At 71.3% G+C, this 18,811-nt stretch carries 17 protein-coding genes; 5 read left to right on the top strand and 12 right to left on the bottom strand.

The features are described 5' to 3' along the window. The 4 genes from OEY_RS0110615 to OEY_RS0110600 form a co-directional block, all read right to left on the bottom strand. On the bottom strand, window positions 1-657 hold a 657-nt coding region (locus OEY_RS0110615), incomplete at its 3' end, for an ABC transporter transmembrane domain-containing protein (protein ID WP_010593860.1). Continuing rightward, a complete protein-coding gene (cydB, locus tag OEY_RS0110610; RefSeq protein ID WP_010593859.1) occupies window positions 654-1,691 on the bottom strand; it encodes a cytochrome d ubiquinol oxidase subunit II in 1,038 nt (345 codons plus the stop codon). The genes cydB and OEY_RS0110615, both read right to left, overlap by 4 nt. Window positions 1,692-1,701: 10 nt before the next feature. Then, window positions 1,702-3,198, bottom strand: a complete 1,497-nt coding sequence (locus OEY_RS0110605; protein ID WP_010593858.1) for a cytochrome ubiquinol oxidase subunit I — start codon at window positions 3,196-3,198, stop codon at window positions 1,702-1,704. Between the two features lie 212 nt (window positions 3,199-3,410). Beyond that, entirely contained in the window at window positions 3,411-4,256 is an 846-nt protein-coding gene (locus OEY_RS0110600) for an aminodeoxychorismate lyase (RefSeq protein WP_010593857.1), read from the bottom strand. A 54-nt stretch (window positions 4,257-4,310) separates the two neighbouring features. Between OEY_RS0110600 and ygfZ the strand changes: the two genes are divergently transcribed. The 4 genes from ygfZ to OEY_RS29775 all read left to right on the top strand — a co-directional run bounded on the left by ygfZ (window position 4,311) and on the right by OEY_RS29775 (window position 7,476). Further along, window positions 4,311-5,441 carry a CAF17-like 4Fe-4S cluster assembly/insertion protein YgfZ gene (gene ygfZ, locus OEY_RS0110595; protein WP_026137733.1) on the top strand — a complete coding sequence of 377 codons (1,131 nt, stop codon included), beginning with the start codon at window positions 4,311-4,313 and terminating at the stop codon, window positions 5,439-5,441. Continuing rightward, window positions 5,438-6,112, top strand: a complete 675-nt coding sequence (locus tag OEY_RS0110590; RefSeq protein ID WP_010593855.1) for an MOSC domain-containing protein — start codon at window positions 5,438-5,440, stop codon at window positions 6,110-6,112. The genes ygfZ and OEY_RS0110590 overlap by 4 nt, the downstream gene beginning before the upstream one ends. Continuing rightward, a complete protein-coding gene (locus OEY_RS0110585; protein WP_010593854.1) occupies window positions 6,109-7,083 on the top strand; it encodes an asparaginase in 975 nt (324 codons plus the stop codon). The genes OEY_RS0110590 and OEY_RS0110585 overlap by 4 nt, the downstream gene beginning before the upstream one ends. Window positions 7,084-7,266: 183 nt before the next feature. Next, on the top strand, window positions 7,267-7,476 hold the full coding sequence (locus OEY_RS29775; RefSeq protein WP_003936528.1) for a DUF3073 domain-containing protein: 210 nt from the start codon (window positions 7,267-7,269) through the stop codon (window positions 7,474-7,476). 265 nt (window positions 7,477-7,741) lie between these two features. Here the strand turns inward: OEY_RS29775 and purM are convergent, their stop codons facing one another. The 8 genes from purM to OEY_RS0110545 all read right to left on the bottom strand — a co-directional run bounded on the left by purM (window position 7,742) and on the right by OEY_RS0110545 (window position 17,899). Beyond that, window positions 7,742-8,815, bottom strand: a complete 1,074-nt coding sequence (purM, locus tag OEY_RS0110580; RefSeq protein ID WP_026137732.1) for a phosphoribosylformylglycinamidine cyclo-ligase — start codon at window positions 8,813-8,815, stop codon at window positions 7,742-7,744. A 175-nt stretch (window positions 8,816-8,990) separates the two neighbouring features. Next, window positions 8,991-10,577 carry an amidophosphoribosyltransferase gene (gene purF / locus OEY_RS0110575; RefSeq protein WP_010593852.1) on the bottom strand — a complete coding sequence of 529 codons (1,587 nt, stop codon included), beginning with the start codon at window positions 10,575-10,577 and terminating at the stop codon, window positions 8,991-8,993. 116 nt (window positions 10,578-10,693) lie between these two features. Next, window positions 10,694-11,080, bottom strand: coding sequence for a sterol carrier family protein (locus tag OEY_RS0110570; RefSeq protein ID WP_010593851.1), 387 nt, complete (start codon window positions 11,078-11,080; stop codon window positions 10,694-10,696). Window positions 11,081-11,091: 11 nt separating this feature from the next. Beyond that, a complete protein-coding gene (locus OEY_RS0110565; RefSeq protein ID WP_010593850.1) occupies window positions 11,092-11,775 on the bottom strand; it encodes a CPBP family intramembrane glutamic endopeptidase in 684 nt (227 codons plus the stop codon). Further along, complete coding sequence (locus OEY_RS0110560) at window positions 11,772-13,544, bottom strand: alpha/beta hydrolase (protein ID WP_010593849.1); 1,773 nt, start codon at window positions 13,542-13,544, stop codon at window positions 11,772-11,774. The genes OEY_RS0110565 and OEY_RS0110560 overlap by 4 nt, the downstream gene beginning before the upstream one ends. 3 nt (window positions 13,545-13,547) lie before the next feature. Next, window positions 13,548-15,854: a phosphoribosylformylglycinamidine synthase subunit PurL gene (purL, locus tag OEY_RS28285; RefSeq protein ID WP_010593848.1), complete on the bottom strand. Its 2,307-nt coding sequence runs from the start codon at window positions 15,852-15,854 to the stop codon at window positions 13,548-13,550. A gap of 65 nt (window positions 15,855-15,919) precedes the next feature. Further along, on the bottom strand, window positions 15,920-16,531 hold the full coding sequence (locus tag OEY_RS0110550) for a Uma2 family endonuclease (protein WP_010593847.1): 612 nt from the start codon (window positions 16,529-16,531) through the stop codon (window positions 15,920-15,922). 69 nt (window positions 16,532-16,600) lie between these two features. Next, a complete protein-coding gene (locus OEY_RS0110545; protein ID WP_010593846.1) occupies window positions 16,601-17,899 on the bottom strand; it encodes a M18 family aminopeptidase in 1,299 nt (432 codons plus the stop codon). Window positions 17,900-18,019: 120 nt separating this feature from the next. Between OEY_RS0110545 and OEY_RS0110540 the strand changes: the two genes are divergently transcribed. Further along, a partial coding sequence (locus OEY_RS0110540) for an ATP-binding protein (RefSeq protein ID WP_237713744.1) occupies window positions 18,020-18,811 on the top strand: 792 nt, incomplete at its 3' end.

Here is an 18,811-nt window from a genome sequence, read left to right as displayed (position 1 = left end):
CGTCGTCATGGTCTGCAGCGTGCGGTCGGCCTTGCCCTTGGTCAGCAGCCCGATGAGGATCATGAACGCCGGGATGAGTGGCAGCGTCACGACGACGATGATCGCCGAGGTGAGGTCCTGGAATGCGATGACCACCACGGTGATCGGGGTGAGCGTGACGGCGAGCAGCAGGGCCGGCACGTATCCGGTGAGGTACTCCGACAGCCCGCCGAGCCCGCGGGTGAGCACCGTGGCGATCTCGTCGCGGCGTGGTTCGAGTTCCCGCGGCGGCAGCCGGGTCGCCGCCGCGAGCACCTCGTGCTCGAGTTCGGCGACGACCCGGCTCGCCGAACGGTGCGCGAACCGGGACTGCACCCACGTGACCAGGGTGCGCACGGTGACGGCCCCGGCCAGGACCAGCAACTCGGTCCGCCATTCCCCGAGTTCCGCGGTGCCGGTGGTGAGCACCCCCGCGAGGACCGCACCGATCGCGAGCGCGGATACGACGATCATCGCGACGTTGATCGTGGCCGTGACGAGGGTGAGCACCAGGTAGCCGCGGGCGGTGGCGGAGTAGCGCCACAGCCGCGGGTCGATCGGCCCGCGACGCCGTGGCGCATCCGCCGCTCCGGGAGCGGAGCCGAACGGACGCACCGCGGCGTCGGCGGGCGCGGTCATTTCGCCCCGAGCGACAGACCGATGGACTTCGGGATGTGCTTGGTGGAGATGCGCTGACGGAACACCCAGTACGTCCAGCCCTGGTAGATCAGGACCACCGGCGTGACGATCACCGCCGCCCACGTCATGACCTTCAGTGTGTACGGACTCGACGACGCGTTCTCGATCGTCAGCGACAGGGTGTCGCCCAGCGTGGACGGCATGACGTTCGGGAACAGCGATCCGAACAGCAGGACGACGGTGCCGACGATGGCGACCGTGGTGAACACGAACGCCCAGCCCTCACGCTCCGCGCGGGTGAGCGCGACGACGGCGAGCAGCGCAGCCGCCGCGGCGCCGACGAGCAGCCACGTCCAGGTCTTGCCGTAGGCGAGTTGCGTCCACAGCACGAAGGATCCGGCAACGACGACCGCCGGAACGGCGAGACGTGCGGCGAGGGCCACGGCGTCCTCGCGCACCTCGTCGGCGGACTTCAGGGCGATGAAAACCGCGCCGTGCAGCGCGAACACCAGCGCGGTGGTGGCACCACCGAGCAGCGCGTACGGGTTCAGCAGGTCGAAGAAGCCGCCGATGTACTGCTTGTTCTCGTCGATGGCGACGCCGCGGACGATGTTCGCGAACGCCACGCCCCACAGCACGGCCGGTACCCAGGAGCCGAAGACGATGCCCCAGTCGCAGCGCCGCCGCCAGGTGGGGTCGTCGATCTTGCCGCGGTACTCGATCGCCACGACCCGGACGATGAGACCGAGCAGGATCAGCAGCAGGGGCAGGTAGAACCCCGAGAACAGGGGGGCGTACCACTCGGGGAACGCGGCGAACATCGCGCCGCCCGCGGTCAGCAGCCACACCTCGTTGCCGTCCCACACCGGCCCGATGGTGTTGAGCAACACCCGGCGGCGGGTGTCGGCCGTCTCGGTGCGGCCGCGGCCGAGCACCGGCATCAGCATGCCGACACCGAAGTCGAAGCCCTCGAGCACGAAGTATCCGGTGAACAGCACCGCGATCAGGACGAACCAGATCTCTTGAAGTCCCATGACCGATCTCCTAGTACGCGAAGGACAGCTGCTTGGGCCGGCCGGTGTCGTCGGGTTCGTCGTCGTGCTCGCCCGGCGGGTGCGCGTCGTGCGGCAGCGGGCCCTCGAGGGTGTAGCGGCGGATCAGCCAGAACCACACGACGCCGAGCGCACCGTAGACGACGGTGAAGGCCACCAGGGAGGCGATCACGGCGCCGGCCGAGTTGTTCGACACGCCCTGGTCGACGGTCAGCCGGATCATGTCCACGCCCGTCGGGTTGGGGTGCACGACCCACGGCTGGCGGCCCATCTCGGTGAAGATCCAGCCGGCGCTGTTGGCCAGGAACGGCGTGGGGATGGCGAGGATGCTCAACCAGCCGAACCACTTCTGGTCGGGGACGCGGCCGCGGCGGGTCACCCACAGACCGGCGACGGCCAGCGCTGCCGACCCGGCGGCCAGGCCGATCATGGCGCGGAACGACCAGTAGGTGACGAACAGGTTGGGGCGGTAGTTGCCGGGACCGAATTGCTGCTCGTACTGGTCCTGCAGGTCTTCGACGCCCTGCAGGGTGACGCCGGTGAACTCGCCCTGCGCGAGGTACGGCAGCACGTACGGCACCTCGAGGACGTGGATGACGCCGTCGCAGTTGTTGTGCGTACCGATCGTCAGGACCGAGAACTTGGGGTCGGTCTCGGTGTGGCACAGCGACTCCGCGGACGCCATCTTCATCGGCTGCTGTTCGAACATGAGCTTCGCCTGGATGTCGCCGCTGACGAAGAGCGCGACACCGGAGACGATCATCACGAGCATGCCGAGCCGGGCGGCGGGCCGGAACATGCCGCGGGCCTCGCCTTCGAGCCGGTCGGCCTCGACCGGCTCGGCCTGCGCGGCGCGGCGCATGTTGCGCACCATCCCCCAGCCGGCGATGCCGGCGACGAACGTGCCGGCGGTGAGGAACGCCCCGGCGACGGTGTGCGGGAACGCCGCGAGCGCGGTGTTGTTGGTCAGCAGTTCCCAGATGCTCGTCAGTTCCGCACGCCCGGTCTCGGGGTTGTACGTCGCGCCGACGGGGTGCTGCATGAACGAGTTGGCGGAGATGATGAAGTACGCGGAGGCGTTCACGCCGATCGCGACCAGCCAGATCGTCGCCAGGTGGACCAGTTTCGGTAGCCGGCCCCATCCGAAGATCCACAGGCCGAGGAAGGTCGATTCGAGGAAGAACGCCACCAGGCCCTCGAGCGCCAGCGGGGCGCCGAAGACGTCCCCGACGAAGCGGGAGTATTCGCTCCAGTTCATGCCGAACTGGAATTCCTGCACGATGCCGGTGGCCACGCCGAGGGCGAAGTTGATGAGGAAGAGCTTGCCGAAGAACTTCGTCAGGCGGTACCAGTGGTCCTTCTTCGTGACCACCCACATGGTCTGCATGACCGCGATGAGCGGGGCGAGACCGATGGTCAGCGGGACGAGGATGAAGTGATAGACGGTGGTGATGCCGAACTGCCACCGGGACAGGTCCAACACATCCATGGCTACTCCGAGGTAACGCCCAGGGACAGGCTCCGAGTCCGGGGCACGGGCTCGGGGCCTCGGACTCTGTGCACAAGGAACCATCCGCCGGACGCGTCGGTGACCTTGTTACTACTTACAGTAGTAGAAGTGGACAGGAGCGTCGACGGTGTCGACCGACACATCCCCGCGCTCGCGTGCTCCGGACCGGCCCACGACGGGGGATCCGGCGCTCACTCGACCGCGGCGTCCACCAGGGCCTCGACCTCGCCGACCAGGGACCGCCGGGACAGATCGTGCCCGTCGAGGGTGTGCACGCGCGCCGCCAACGCGACGCTCGAGACCAGCCAGACGCCATCTGCCACAACGAGATCCGCAGGACGGACCGGCTCGTACCGCACCACGAAGTTGTGGTCGCCCGCGACGTCGAACAGCGCCTGCTGGGTGGTGCCGGGCAGGATTCCCTGCTCGGGCGGCGGGGTGATCAGCGTGCGCCCGCGCGCGACGAGGACCGACGAACGTGGCCCTTCCAACACGAAACCCTCGCTGCTGATGTAGATCACATCGTCGGCCCCGAGGGACTCGGCATGCCGCAGCGCCGCCATGTTCGTCGCGTAGGACAGGGTCTTGGCGCCGAGCAGCTGCCACGGCGCCTTCGACGCGAGATCCACCGAATACCCGCGCTCGAGCGTCACCACGGACACACCGTCCGCGCGGGCCTTGTACACCCGTTCGGCCACCGGGGTCAGCAACAGGAACGCGGTCGGCTCACTGCCACCCTCCCGGCCGCGGGTGTACACCAGGCGCAACGCCCCTTCCCGCTCCGCGTCCCACTGCTCGACCGCGACGTCGATCGCCAGCCGCCAGTCGTCGCGCTCGGGCGTCGGCAGCCCCGCCGCCGCGGCGGAGGACACGAGCCGGCTCAGGTGCTGCTCGACGGTCCGTGCCCGCCCACCGCGCACGAGGAGGGTCTCGAACACCCCGTCGCCGCGCAGCACCCCGATGTCGTCCGCGTGCAGCAGCGGCACGTCCGCGTCCCGAACCTCGCCGTCCAGCGTCACCAGCACCCGCTCAGCCATGCGCACACCCTATCCATTCCGCCGGGCGCAGACCCGCGCTCCTAGACTGATGTCGTGGCCGACACTCCCTTTGTGACCGACAGCCCACTTCTCGCTCGTCCCGGTGCCGTTCCCGCGCCGGCCGGCACCCCGGACACGGGACTGCCCTGGCACTACGGCGATCCGTTCGGCGAACAGCGGGCCGCCCTCACCGGCGTGGCCGTCGTCGACCGTTCGACCCGGTTCGTCGTCGCGATCTCCGGCGAGGAGCGCCTGAGCTGGTTGCACACCATCTCCAGCCAGCACGTCGCGCAGCTGCCCGACGGCACCTCGGCGGAGAACCTCAGCCTCGATGCGCAGGGCCGCGTCGAGCACCACTTCGTGCAGACCGACCTCGACGGCGTCACCTGGATCGACACCGAACCGCAGCGCGGGCCGGACCTGTTGACGTTCCTCAGCAGAATGGTGTTCTGGTCCAAGGCCGAGCCGCGGGACGGCAACGAGATGGCCGTGCTGAGCCTGCTCGGGCCGCGCGCCGGCGATGCCCCCGTCCTGGCCGCGCTGGGCATCGACGCCCTGCCCGCCGACGTCTACGCCGCGGTCGCCCTGCCCGGCGGCGGGCTCGTCCGGCGCATGCCCTGGCCCACCGACGACGCCTGGGACCTGCTCGTCCCCCGCGAGCGGCTCACCGACGTGTTCGCCGCCCTGGTCGACGCCGGGGCCCGCCCGGCCGGAACGTGGGCGTTCGAGGCGCTGCGCGTCGTCGCGCTCCGCCCGCGGATCGGTCTCGACACCGACGAGCGCACCATCCCGCACGAGGCCCGCTGGATCGGCGGCCCGGCCGAGCACGGCGCCGTCCATCTCGACAAGGGCTGCTACCGGGGGCAGGAGACCGTCGCGCGGGTGCACAATCTCGGCAAGCCGCCCCGGCATCTCGTCCTGCTGCACCTCGACGGCTCCGCCGAGGGCCGGCCCGAACCCGGGGACCCGGTGACCGCCGACGGCCGCGGCGTGGGGCGGCTGGGCACCGTGGTCGACCACTTCGAGCTCGGCCCCGTCGCGCTGGCCCTGATCAAGCGGAACGTGCCCGTCGGCACGGCCCTCGTCGCCGGGCCCTGCGCCGCGGCGATCGATCCGGACTCGATCCCCGACGACGCCACCGTGCAGGCCGGCCGGCTCGCCGTGGAACGGCTCCGGGGTCGGTGAGCCACCGGAACCCGCCGACCGGACGGGTCGAGGCGGTCTGCACGGTGCACTCCGTCCGCGCCAGCGGCACCCGCCGTGTCGCGCACACGGCCATCGACAAGCGTCCCGTGACCGGCCCCGTGCAGGTCCGCCGGCTCGGCCTGGCCGGCGACCGGCAGTGCGACACCGCCCACCACGGCGGTCGCCACAAGGCGGTCTACGCGTACGCCGAGGACGAGGCACGTCGCTGGGCCGACGAGCTCGGCCGCGAACTGCCCGCGGGGTGGTTCGGCGAGAACCTGCGCGTGAGCGGGATCGCCGCCTCGGATGCGGTGATCGGCGAGCGCTGGCGGATCGGCGCGCTCGGTCTGCTCCTCGAGGTCACCGGGCCGCGCACGCCGTGCGGCACCTTCGGGGTGTGGGCGCAGGAACCGGGCTGGGTGCGGCGGTTCGCCGCGCGCGGCGACACCGGGGCCTATCTGAAGGTGCTCGCCGAGGGCCCCGTCGAGGCGGGCGACGGGATCTTCGTGGTGCACGTACCCGAACACGGCGTGACCGTGCGGGACCTGTTCACCGGCCGGGACCCGGCGCGGATCGCGGAGATGCTCGCGCAGCAGGACGACCTGTCCCCTAGTGTCGCCGACAAGGCTCGCAGACGAGTCGCCGGACGAGAGGTGCAGGTGGAGTATTGAGCGTCGAACTCGTGGAAGTGGTGCGATCGGGGTTCCGCGAATGCGTGCACCGCGGCTCGCTCGTCGTACTCGACCCGGCCGGCGACGTGCGGCTCGCACTGGGCGAGATCCGCACGCCGATCTATCCGCGGTCGTCGAACAAGCCGCTGCAGGCGGTGGCGCTGCTGCGGCAGGGCTTCGTGCCCCGCTCGACGGAGGAACTCGCGATCGCGACGGCCTCGCACGAGGGCGAGGCCGGGCACGTCCGGCTGGTGGACGCGCTGCTCGCCGGGCACGGATTCACCGAGGACGACCTGCAGTGCCCGCCGGATCTGCCGGGCAACGAACCGGCCCGGGCGACGATCGTCGCCGCCGGTCACCCCCGGCGGACGGTGTACATGAACTGCTCCGGCAAGCACGCCGCGATGCTCGCGACGTGCGCCGCGAACGGCTGGCCCGTCCGCGCCGGCTCGGACGAGCGGGGCTCCCTCGACTCCGCCCATCCGCTGCAGCAGGCCGTGGTCGAGACGGTCCTCGACCTCGCGGGCGACGTCGAGGACACCGATCTCGGAATCGACGGGTGCGGCCTGCCGATCGTGCCGCTGCCCCTGGTCAATCTCGCCCGGGCCTATTCGCGGCTGGCGACGGCCGAGCCCGGGACGCCGGAACGGGCCGTGGCCGACGCGATCCGGAGTCATCCGCACCTCGTCTCTGGCACCGGCAAGGACGACGCCCGGTTGATGCCCGCGGTGCCGGGACTGCTGTGCAAGGCCGGGGCGGACGGCGTGCACGCGGGTGCCCTGCCGGACGGCACCGCGTTCGCACTGAAGATCGACGACGGCCACGAGCGGGCCCGCCTTCCCCTCACTGCCGCCCTGCTGCACCACCTCGGAGTGACGTGGTCCGAGGAGCACGCGGAGCTCGCGTCGCAGCCGGTGCTCGGCGGTGGGATCCGGGTCGGCACGGTCCGGGCGATCCCCGGAGTGCTCTGAACGCTCCCTCGTCCCGCATTTGCCCAGGTCGCCTGTGGGTGAGACCAATCGGACACCGGCGCCACCAGGTGTGTGGAGGCGGAACCGACTTTTCCACGCTAGAGTGGTGGCCAGGAAAATACTCAATTAACCGGGGCCGCCAAATTCCCCAGGCCGCCCCGTCAAGGCGCGAGGGGGTTAGCCATGGGCCGCGGCCGGGCTAAGGCAAAGCAGACCAAGGTTGCACGGGAGCTCAAGTACAGCTCACCGGCCACCGACTTCGAGAGCCTCCAGCGGGAGTTGTCTGGCGGTACACCCAACTCGCACCGGGACGAGGTCTTCGCAGACCAGCGTTCCGGACCGGACGGTCGTTCCCCCTGGGACGACGACTACGACGACGACTGGCGTCGCTGACCCGAGCCTCACGCACAGGAGGGGGGAGTCGGACCACCGACTCCCCCCTTCGCTGGCACCCTCCTCGCCGTCCGGATCTCGCACACCGCTGCGACACCCGGCCGGCAGGTGAGGCGATCCGGAAAACTTCGTCACCACGACGCGCAGCGCCCGGGCCGTCCTGCACGGCCCGGGCGCTGCGCGTATCGGTGCGACGCGTATCCGGTGTCGGATCCGGCTCCGGTGCCGACTCCGTTTCCGGTGTCGGCTCCGGACCGGCGCCGGGTCAGAACCGCGGGTGGTCGCCCACGAGCACGGCGCGCACGTCGTCCTGGTCCTGAGACTTGCGCACGGTGCCCAGCGTCCAGCAGTCGATGTGGCGCGCGGTGAGCACCGCGAGGGCCCGGTCGACGTCCTCGGGCGCGACGATCGCGACCATGCCGACGCCCATGTTGAAGGTCTTCTCCATCTCGGTCCGCTCGACGCGGCCGCGCTGGGCGATGAGCCCGAACACCGGGGCCGGGCTCCACGTGGTCCGGTCGAGCTCGGCGACGAGTCCCTTCGGCATCACCCGGGCCAGGTTGCCCGCGAGCCCTCCGCCGGTGACGTGGCAGAACGTGCGGACCTCGGTTTCGGCGGCCAGCGCGAGGCAGTCCTTCGCGTAGATCCGGGTCGGCTCGAGCAGTTCCTCGCCGAGGCTGCGGCTGAACTCGTCGACGTGCGCCGTCAGGCTCATCTTGCCGATGTCGAGAAGGACCTTGCGGGCCAGCGAGTATCCGTTCGAGTGCAGCCCCGACGAACCCATGGCGATCACCACGTCGCCCGGACGCACCCGGTCGGGCCCGAGCAGCCGGTCGGCCTCGACGACGCCGACACCCGTGGCGGACAGGTCGTAGTCCCCGTCGGCCATCACGCCGGGATGCTCGGCGGTCTCGCCGCCGAGCAGGGCGCAGCCGGCCTGGACGCAGCCCGCCGCGATGCCGCCGACGATCTCGGCCACCCGCTCGGGCACCACGCGCCCGACCGCGATGTAGTCCTGCAGGAAGAGCGGCTCGGCGCCGCAGACCACGAGGTCGTCGACGACCATCGCCACGAGGTCGAGACCGACGGTGTCGTGCTTGTCGAGGGCCTGCGCCACCGCCAGTTTGGTGCCGACCCCGTCGGTGGACGCCGCGAGCAGCGGTTCCTTGTAGTCGCCCTTGAGCGCGAACAGCCCCGCGAATCCACCGAGGCCGCCGAGCACCTCCGGGCGGGTCGCCTTCTTCGCGTGCGGCGCGAACAGTTCGACGGCTCGATCGCCGGCCTCGATGTCCACGCCCGCCGCTGCGTAGGAAGCTCCGGGGGTTGTGTCCTCGGTCATGGGTTGTCGGCTCCAGCCTCGAGTTGTGGTGAACAGGTGTATCGGCATCGCTGCCGGGCGCGCGAACGCACGCCGAAGCCCGCCGATCGCGCACCTCAAGGTACCCGACCGGGCCGGACCGCCGACGCGCGACGACGCGAAACCGGGGCCGCCGTCCTCGCGACGGCGGGCGGGTCTAGGGACGGCTCAAGGCGTCCGCGTTGTCGTTGTCGAGCGCCGGCGTGGCCCCCGCGGCCCCGCCGAGCATCCCTTCGAGCACGTTCTTCCCGACGGCGTGCTCCTTCGGCAGCGCGATCGGGTAGTGCCCGTCGAAGCACGCGGCGCACAGGCGCGAGGCGGGCTGCTCGGTGGCGCCGATCATCCCGTCGATCGAGATGTATCCGAGGGAGTCCGCGCCGATCGACCGGCGCACCATCTCCACCATCTCGTCGAAGTCGTGCCCGGTCCGTTCGGAGGCGTCGCGGGTGCCGCCGCCGTTGGCGATCAGCTCGGCCGGGGATGCGAAGTCGATGCCGTAGAAGCACGGCCACTTCACCGGCGGCGACGCGATCCGCACGTGGATCTCGAGCGCACCGGCCTCGCGGAGCATCCGGATCAGGGCCCGCTGGGTGTTGCCACGCACGATCGAGTCGTCGACCACGACGAGCCGCTTGCCGCGGATGACCTCGCGCAGCGGATTGAGCTTGAGCCGGATGCCGAGCTGGCGGATGGTCTGGCTCGGCTGGATGAAGGTACGGCCCACGTAGGCGTTCTTCATCAGGCCCTGGCCGTAGGGGATCCCCGAGCCCTGCGCGTAGCCGACGGCGGCGGGGGTGCCCGACTCCGGCACCGGAATGACCAGGTCCGCGTCGACCGGGTGTTCCTTGGCCAGTCGCCGGCCGATCTCCACGCGAGTGGCGTGCACCGAGCGGCCCGCGATCGTCGAGTCCGGCCGCGCGAGGTAGACGTACTCGAACACGCAGCCCTTGGGCTCCGGGTTCGCGAAGCGGCTCGAGCGGACGCCGTCGGCGTCGATGGCGAGCAGCTCGCCGGGCTCGATGTCGCGCACGAAGGACGCGCCGACGATGTCGAGCGCGGCGGTCTCGCTGGCCACGACCCAGCCGCGGTCCAGGCGGCCCAGGCACAGCGGCCGGATTCCCCACGGGTCGCGCGCCGCGTAGAGCGTGTGCTCGTCCATGAAGGTCAGGCAGAAGGCACCGCGCAGGGTCGGCAGCAGCTCGAGGGCCGCCTGCTCGACCGTGCTGTCGGCGGCGGCGTGCGCGAGCAGCGCGCCGACGATGTCGGAGTCGGTGGTGGCCGTGACCGCCCGCCGGTCGTCGCCGAGGCCCAGTTCCCGGGCACGCTGGGCGAGTTCGGCGGTGTTGACCAGATTGCCGTTGTGGCCGAGCGCGACGCCGGTGCCGGCCGCGGTCGTGCGGAAGATCGGCTGGGCGTTCTCCCAGGTGGTCGACCCGGTGGTCGAGTAGCGACAGTGCCCGATCGCGATGTGCCCGGACATGGCGGCGAGGGTCTGCTCGTCGAAGACCTGGCTCACCAGCCCGAGATCCTTGAACACGAGGACCTGAGAGCCGTCGGCGACGGCGATACCGGCCGCCTCCTGCCCCCGGTGCTGCAGCGCATAGAGGCCGTAGTACGTGAGCTTGGACACATCCTCGCCCGGAGCCCAGACTCCGAAGACTCCGCACTCCTCACGAGGTTCGTTCTCGGGTTCCTCGGCTGCGAGGAGATTACGTGTGTGAACCGACAGATCGGCACTGGTCACCGGGGTGCTCCCTGGGGGCTGGACAAAAGAGAGGCAAGGCCATTCTACGGGTCGGCCGACGATGCCCCGCTCCGACGGGTCACCGGGGCCTCCTCCGCCGTTCCCAGCCCTTGCGCTCACAACCGCAACAGCGGCATCCAGTGCGCGATCTCCGCGGCACGGCTCCCGGACGCGTCCAGCGATCCCGCGGCGGCGGCGTCGGCGAAATCGACGAGTCCCGTGACCAGACGAAGCCACGTCCGCGGGCCGGTCTCGACGACGTTGGGCGGGGTCCCCCGGGTGTGGCGGGGCCCCTCGATGCACTGCACCGCCACGAACGGCGGCACCCGCACCTCGACGCTGGATCCGGGCGCCGCCTGCTCCAGGGCGCGAGCGGTCAGGCGCACCGCCGCCGCGAGGTCGGCGCGGACCGGTGCGTCGACCGTCTCGTCCCGCAGCCACGGACCGACCCGCAGGACGGCGGCGCGGAGCTCGGCGGGGTCGACGGGTTTGCGCGGTGCCACGGCGAGCCAGCCTAGCTACGCCGGGCGGCGTCGTCGTCCTCGGCGGGCAGTCCCGCCAGCCGCACCGCCACGGCCCCGCCGACGTTGAGTGCCAGGTGCAGCAGGGCAGGTGCGAGGACGCTGCCGCTGCGGCGGCGCAGCCGGTCGAAGACCACCGCCGAGAGTCCGGTGACGAGCACCGTGCCGAGCACGTGATGACCGGCGTCCCGTGCGGGCTGCACGTGCCACAGCCCGAACGCCGCCGCGTGCAGACCGGACCCCGCCGTGCCCGGACCGAGCAGCGCCGTGAGAACGCTGCGGAACAGCAGCTCCTCGGCGGCGACGGTGCCGAACGGAATGTGCAGCCCCACCCATTCGTAGAAGTCCTCGCGTTCGGCACGGGCTTCGTCGACGAGCCGGGCCCGCAGCGACGGGACGGCGAGCATGCCTGCGTACGCGGCCAGCGGGACGGCGGCGGCGGCCAGACCCCACCGCGCGCCGGACACGAGATGCCGCGGATCCAGTCCCAGCATGCCCCGCTCGACGCCCGCGGCCCGGGCCGCGAACACCGCGGCGGTGCCGACGGTCGCCGAGAGCACGGCGCGCCCGCGCGGCCCGATCCGGGTGGCCGGCAGCACCGCGCCCCAGCCCACGACCGCCGCGGCGACCGCCGGACCGAGCCACGGCCGGCGGTGACTCCGTCCCGGCCGGCTCACTTCTCCGGTCCCTGCAGATCGTCGATGACGGTCAGCGCGAACCGCACCCGCTCGGTGTCGGCCTCGGTCCAGCCGTCGGGCGCAGTGACCGCGATCCAGCCGTCGAGCACCGTGGTGCCGTAGTTGTGACCGTGCCCGTCGGGCACCCCGGCGGCGTTGGTCAGATCCGCCGAGACCTGCCAGAAGGTCACGAACGGGAACCAGCGCATCTGCGGAAGCCGGTCGGGGCCGGGCGGTTCGGACAGCCAGTCCGGCCGGCTGACGATCAGGTCCGGGGACCACCACACCACCGGATCGGACGCGTGCTGCAGGTACAGGATCCGGGGGAACAGCCACGGGGTGTCGGGCTCCCCGATCGACGCGCGGTCGTCGGCGAAGCGCACCACCAGGCCGTCCGCGTACACCGGTTCGACCTCGGTCGTGCCCGGGTCTCGGCGGTCGACGAGCTGGCGCCACAGGCGGTTCGAGTTGGGCGGGCCGACCCACAGGACGCCGTCGACGGTGTCGCGGATCGCGGCGACCGTGCCGAAAGCGCCCTCCCCCGACTGGGTTCCGAGGCTCTCCCCGTACACATACAGCTCCGGCCGATGCTCGGCGGACTGGGCGAGCCACCGGTTGTGAACCCGATCGATGAGCATGTCGCCGGCGGCCGCGGCCTTCTCACGGTCGGCGAGGAAGGAGATCCAGCTCGGCATGTACGAGTACTGCCACGCGACGAGGGCGACGTCGCCGTTGTGGACGAGCTCCATCATCATCGCCGCGGTCGGATTGACCCATCCCGTTCCGGTGGTCGGGATGATCACGAGCACCTCGCGGTCGAACGCGTCGGTGCGTTCGAGCTCGTCGATCACGACGTCGGCACGCGCCTCGGGGGTGTCGGCGGTCTCGAGTCCCGCGTAGACCCGGATCGGTTCCCGGGCCGGAACACCGTTGATCGCGGTCAGCTCGGCGGCGTCGAGACCTCGGCCGACGAAGTCGCGCCCCTGGTAGCCGAGGGTGTCCCACGCCGCGAACGACTCGGGGCTCCCGGACTTCTCGGGCACGAGCGGCTGCGTGACTCCCGGCCGGGTCTCGTTGTTGTGGATGCCGAACACCCAGTTCAGTCCCGCGTAGGCGCCCCGGGCCAGCACACCGTCGATGAGCATGAACACCACCAGCACCACCAGCAGCGCACCGAGCGAACGCGCGGCCCCCGGCGGTATGCGCAGACGCCGCACCAGCTGCCACGCGACGATCCCCGCGAGTTCGCGCAGGCCGCGCCAGGTGGCGATCAGGGTGAGCGCGACGGCGGCGGCGAGCACCAGGGTCCGCAGATACCCGCTGGTCGTGGTGCCCTCGGCGTTCATCAGCGCGGCCAGCTGGCGTTGCTGCCGCGACGCGAACACCAGCGCCACCAGCGACGCGAGCACGGCGGCGACCGGGACCGCCACCTTGATCGCCCGCAGCACGGGCAGCGGCGGTGGCCACCACGGCCGCTTCGCCAGCAGCCGGTTGCCGGCCCAGCCGACGGCACATCCCACCCCGTAGCCGATGGCGACGTTGATGCCGCCGATCAGCCCCTGGAACAACCAGTCGCGAGGCAGCAGCGACGGAGTCAGCGACCAGCAGAAGAACAGGGCCGCGAAGGCGATGCCGGTGAAATCCAGGCTCAGTGCCCCCCACACCTGGGCGGTGTGGGGGTGGCGGTCACCGAATTCGGTGACCGCGTCGATGATCCGGCCCTGCCGGGCCTCTATCGACGCCAGCCGATCGACCTGGGAACCGACCATCGCTCACCCGAACAACGCCGGAAGTGTGCCCTCGTAGACCTCGCGCAGTTCGGCCGTCGTGACCGAGAACAGACCCTGCACCTCGACGGAGTCGGAGCCCTCGTCGACGACCCCGATCCGCACCCACGGCATGTCGCGCGCCGTGCACATGCCGGTGAAGCGGGTCTCCTCGGTGCGCGGCACCGCCACCAGCACCCGGCCGGCGGACTCGGAGAACAGGGTCACGAACGGGTCCGCGTCCTCCGGCAGCAGGATCCGGCAGCCGGTCTCGCCGGCCAGCGCGGCCTCGACGACCGCCTGCGCGAGACCGCCCTCGGACAGGTCGTGGGCGGCGGAGACCAGGCCGTCGCGCGAGGCGGCGGTGAGGATCTCGGCGAGCAGCCGCTCCCGCTCGAGGTCGACCTTCGGCGGGACGCCACCGAGGTGATCGTGCTCGACCTGCGCCCAGATCGAGCCGTCGAACTCGTCGCGGGTTTCCCCCAGCAGGATGAGCGTCTCGCCCGGCTCGAGGCCGAGGCCGGTGGGGATGCGGCGGTGCACGTCGTCGATCACGCCGAGCACGGCGACGACCGGGGTCGGCAGGATCGGAGTGGCCCCGGTCTGGTTGTAGAAGCTGACGTTGCCGCCGGTGACGGGAATGCCGAGCTGCGCGCACCCGTCGGCGAGACCGCGCACGGCCTGCTGGAACTGCCACATCACGCCCGGATCCTCGGGCGAGCCGAAGTTCAGGCAGTTGGACACGGCCTTCGGGGTGGCACCGGTGACGGCGACGTTGCGGTAGGCCTCGGCGAGGGCGAGCTGCGCGCCGGCGTACGGGTCGAGCTGGGTGTAGCGGCCCGAAGCGTCGGTGGCGAGCGCGATCCCGCGGCCGGTCTGCTCGTCGACGCGGATCACGCCCGCGTCGGCGTGCTCGGCGAGCACCGTGTTGCCGCGGACGTAGCGGTCGTACTGCTCGGTGATCCACTTGCGGCTGCACAGCTGCGGCGAGCCGATCATCTTCAGCAGGGTCGCCTTCAGTTCCTCGGGCGTCTGCGGCCGCTTCAGCCCCGCAGTGGTGTCCGCGACGAGCGAGTCCTGGGACTCCGGGCGCTGCACCGGGCGGTGGTACACCGGGCCCTCGTGCGCGACGGTGCGCGGCGGCACGTCGACGACGGTCTCACCGTGCCAGTCGATGACGAGCCGGTCGCCGTCGGTGACCTCGCCGATCACGGTGGCCAGCACGTCCCACTTCTTGCACACGGCCATGAAGGCGTCGACGTTCTCCGGGGTCACGACGGCGCACATGCGCTCCTGGGACTCGCTCGAGAGCACCTCGGCGGGGGTCATGCCGGTCGCGCGCATCGGAACCCGCTCGAGCGCGACGTGCATGCCGCCGTCGCCGGCGGCGGCCAGCTCGGAGGTCGCGCAGGCGAGGCCGGCGCCGCCGAGGTCCTGGATGCCGACGACGAGCTTCTCGCGGTAGAGGTCGAGGCAGCACTCGATGAGCACCTTCTCGGTGAACGGATCCCCCACCTGCACCGCCGGCAGCTTCTTGCGGGACTTCGAGGGGCCGGCTTCCTGTCCGGAACCGGATTCGTCACCGTCGAAGGTCTCCGACGCCAGGACGGACACGCCGCCGATGCCGTCGAGGCCCGTGCGCGCGCCGAACAGGATGATCTTGTTGCCCGTGCCCGACGCGAACGCCAGGTGCAGGTCCTCCGTGCGCATCGCCCCGGCACACAGCGCATTGACCAGGGGGTTGCCGGCATAGGAGGCGTCGAAGACGGTTTCGCCGCCGACGTTGGGCAGGCCGAGGGAGTTGCCGTACCCACCGATGCCGCGGACCACGCCGTCGACGACGCGCCGGGTGTCGGGCGCGTCCGCGGCGCCGAAGCGCAACTGGTCCATGACCGCGATCGGACGGGCACCCATCGCCATGATGTCGCGGACGATGCCGCCGACACCGGTCGCGGCACCCTGGTACGGCTCGACGTAGGACGGATGGTTGTGGGACTCGACCTTGAAGGTGACCGCCCAGCCGTCGCCGATGTCGACGACGCCGGCGTTCTCACCGATGCCCGCGAGCATCGAGGCCCGCATCTCGTCGGTGGTGGTCTCCCCGAAGTACCGCAGGTGCACCTTGGAGGACTTGTAGGAGCAGTGCTCGGACCACATCACCGAGTACATGGCCAGCTCGGCATCCGTGGGACGACGGCCCAGGATCTCCCGGATGCGGGCGTACTCGTCGTCCTTCAGTCCCAGCTCACGGAAGGGCTGGGCGACTTCGGGGGTTTCGGCGGCGTGGGTGACGGTATCCACCTGCGGTGACACTGGGCGTCGGGTCCCTTCACTCTGGGATCGAAACGGCAGGCCGGGCGCGCGCTGCCGCGGCCAGTCTATCCGGGTGCACGCCCGGCTCCGTCCACCGGTGCGGACCGCTGGGGCGGCCGCACCGCCGTCAAGGCGTCGAGGTCCACGCTCACGCGGTGCCCCGCGACCGGGAGCGTCACCTTGCCCGTGTACTCGCCCTCGTAGCGATACCACCCGTCGTCGAGCACGAACACCCCGAGCGTGGCGGGCTCGACGAGGTCGATCATCCAGTACACGGGGATACGGGCCTCGGCGTACTCGGAGAACTTGGTGACGCGGTCGGTGCGGACGGAGCCCTCGGCCATGACCTCCACCACCAGCCGGACGTCGGTCCCCGTCGCGCGGTCCGGATCGGCATCCACCAGTGCGCGGTCGACGACGATGCCGTCCGGGCAGCGCACCGTCAGCGGGGTCTCGGTGAGCAGCACCTCCACGTCGCCGAGCACGGCGAGTTCCTTCGGCAGCTGGTCGGCGAGCTGGGCGACCAGCCCGAACGCGACGTGCTGGTGCAGGTACCCGGGCCGCGGCGACGCCGACAGGACCCCCTCGCAGACCTCGACGTGGAACTGTTCGTACTCGGGCAGTTCCGCCCATTCGGCGAGGGTCAGCAGATGGTCGGGGAACGACGGGCCGGTCACAGGATCACCACCGTTCGCGGTCGGGCGTGTTGTCCCCTCAGTCTGGCACCGGATGCCGCACCGTGCCGGTCAGTTGGGCGGAGTGAGGAACGCCTCGAGCGCGCGGGCGTACGCGGTGACGTCCTTCGTTCCCATGAGTTCGCGCGCCGAGTGCATCGCGAGCTGCGGGGCCCCGACGTCGACGGTCGTCAGTCCGGTCCGGGAGGCGGTGATGGGGCCGATCGTCGAACCGCACGGCAGGTCGGCGCGATGCACGTAGCGCTGCAACGGCACTCCGGCCTGCTCGCAGGCGAGCGCGAAGGCAGCGGCGCCGGCGGCGTCGGTGGCGTAGCGCAGGTTCTGGTTGACCTTGAGCACGGGGCCGCCGTTCACCGCGATGCGGTGGGCGGGCTCGTGGCGGTCGGGGTAGTTCGGGTGGGTGGCATGAGCCATGTCTCCGGAGGCCACCACCGAGCCGGCCATCGTCCGGAGGAAGTCCTCGCGGCCGCCGCCCCGGGCCAGCACGACCCGTTCGAGCACGGTGGTCAACAGGTCGGAGAACGCCCCGCGGTCGGACATGCTGCCGACCTCCTCGTGGTCGAACAGCGCGAGCACCGGCGCCGGGCCACCGTTCCCGGCGACGTGGCCGACGGCCGCGAGCAGCGCCGCGGTCCCGGCGTAGCAGGTGCCCTGGTTGTCCAGGCGCGGCGCGCTGAGCAGGTCCGCATCCGCCCCGATCAGGGTGGACGGGGCGAGATCGTGGGTCATCAGCTCCCAGCCCAGGATCGCGTCGGCCTCCACCTCGACGGCCTCCGCGAGGAAGGCGAGGAAGGACCGCGGCGCGGTGCCCACTCCCCACACGGCGTTCACGTGGCGCTGCGGATCCAGTTGCACGCCCTTGCGGTCCTCCGACAGGTGGATGGCGAGTTGCGGCACGCGCAGGATCGGCCGATCGACGCGCACGAGGACGTCCTCGGCCCCGGTGCCGGTCCGTACGGTGAGCCGGCCGGAGATGCCGAGATCGCGGTCCAGCCACGAGTTCAGCCAGGCTCCCCCGTACGGTTCGAGGCCGACCAGCTGCCAGCCCGCCGAGGTGAGGTCCGGATGCTGCTTGACCCGCAGGTTGGGGCTGTCGGTGTGCCCGCCCACGATCCGGAACGGGCGGGCGGGGTCGCCGTCGGCGCCTTCGGTGCTCCACGCGATCAGCGAACCGCCCCGCAGCAGGTAGTAGCGGCCGGGCTCGCTCGGCCACACCTCGGTCTCGGTGAGCTGCGTGAAGCCCGCGTCGGCGAGAGCGGCGGCGACGGTTGCGCACACGTGGAACGGCGACGGCGACAGATCCACGAAGTTGCACAGGCCCTGGGCGTCGGCGGCGGTAGTCGTAGGCATGGGTGCATCCTCGCACCGCCCGCACCGCTATACACCGCTAAAAGCACCAAAAGAACTAAAAGGAGCTAAAAATCCAGCTAGGCTGGCCGGGTGCGGAACCCGTTCAGACCGTCGTTCGGGGTGACGCCGCCCCTGCTCGTGGGGCGCGGCGACCTGGTGGAGGACTTCGGCGCCTCGCTCGACGACGGTCCGGGCGCGCCCGGACGCGCCACCCTCTACACCGGTGCACGCGGGGTCGGGAAGACCGTGATGCTCAACCAGGCCGAGGAGCAGGCCCGCCGCCGGGGCTGGCTGGTGATCTCCGAGACCGCCACCCCCGGGCTCGTCGACCGGCTCACCCGCGAGCACCTGCCCCGGCTGCTGCACGAGCATCGCGACCCACCGGCCCGGCGCCGGCTGACCGGCGGGTCCGTCGCCGGGGTCTCGGTGAGCTGGACCGACGTCGCGGAGGGCCGGCCCGAGGCCGGCTTGCGCCGGCAGCTCGAGGAGCTGACCGGCATCCTGGCCGGCCACGGCACCGGGCTGCTGATCAGCGTCGACGAGATGCACCGCCGGCGCAGTGGCGACCTGCGCGAGCTCGGCGCCGTCGTCCAGCACGCGTTCCGGGAGGAGCGGGAGCTGGCGTTCGTCGGCGCCGGCCTCCCGGCCGCGGTGAGCGACCTGCTGAGCGACGACGTCGTCACGTTCCTGCGCCGCGCCGACCGGCACGTCCTCGGCCCCGTGTCCCTCGACGACGTCGCCGAGGCGATCCGCGTCCCCGTCGAGGAGTCGGGACGCTCGATCGCGGACGAGCAGTGCCGCACGGCCGCGGCCGCCACCGGCGGATATCCCTTCCTGATCCAGCTGGTGGGCCACAACGTGTGGCGCCGCCGTCCGGACCGGGAACACATCACCGCCGAGGATGTCGCCGAC

It is taken from the genome of Rhodococcus sp. P14 (assembly GCF_000256505.1).
GTDB lineage: Bacteria > Actinomycetota > Actinomycetes > Mycobacteriales > Mycobacteriaceae > Rhodococcus > Rhodococcus ruber.
The sequence above is the reverse complement of the archived record's forward strand: the minus strand, read 5'-3'. Positions and strand labels throughout refer to the sequence as shown.

Coding starts and splice junctions, on each gene's coding strand:
- OEY_RS0110605 (WP_010593858.1), bottom strand. CDS start 3,198: ATGGATGTGTTGGACCTGTCCCGGTGGCAGTTCGGCATCACCACCGTC.
- OEY_RS0110600 (WP_010593857.1), bottom strand. CDS start 4,256: ATGGCTGAGCGGGTGCTGGTGACGCTGGACGGCGAGGTTCGGGACGCG.
- OEY_RS29775 (WP_003936528.1), top strand. CDS start 7,267: ATGGGCCGCGGCCGGGCTAAGGCAAAGCAGACCAAGGTTGCACGGGAG.
- cydB (WP_010593859.1), bottom strand. CDS start 1,691: ATGGGACTTCAAGAGATCTGGTTCGTCCTGATCGCGGTGCTGTTCACC.
- purM (WP_026137732.1), bottom strand. CDS start 8,815: ATGACCGAGGACACAACCCCCGGAGCTTCCTACGCAGCGGCGGGCGTG.
- OEY_RS0110560 (WP_010593849.1), bottom strand. CDS start 13,544: ATGGTCGGTTCCCAGGTCGATCGGCTGGCGTCGATAGAGGCCCGGCAG.
- OEY_RS0110545 (WP_010593846.1), bottom strand. CDS start 17,899: ATGCCTACGACTACCGCCGCCGACGCCCAGGGCCTGTGCAACTTCGTG.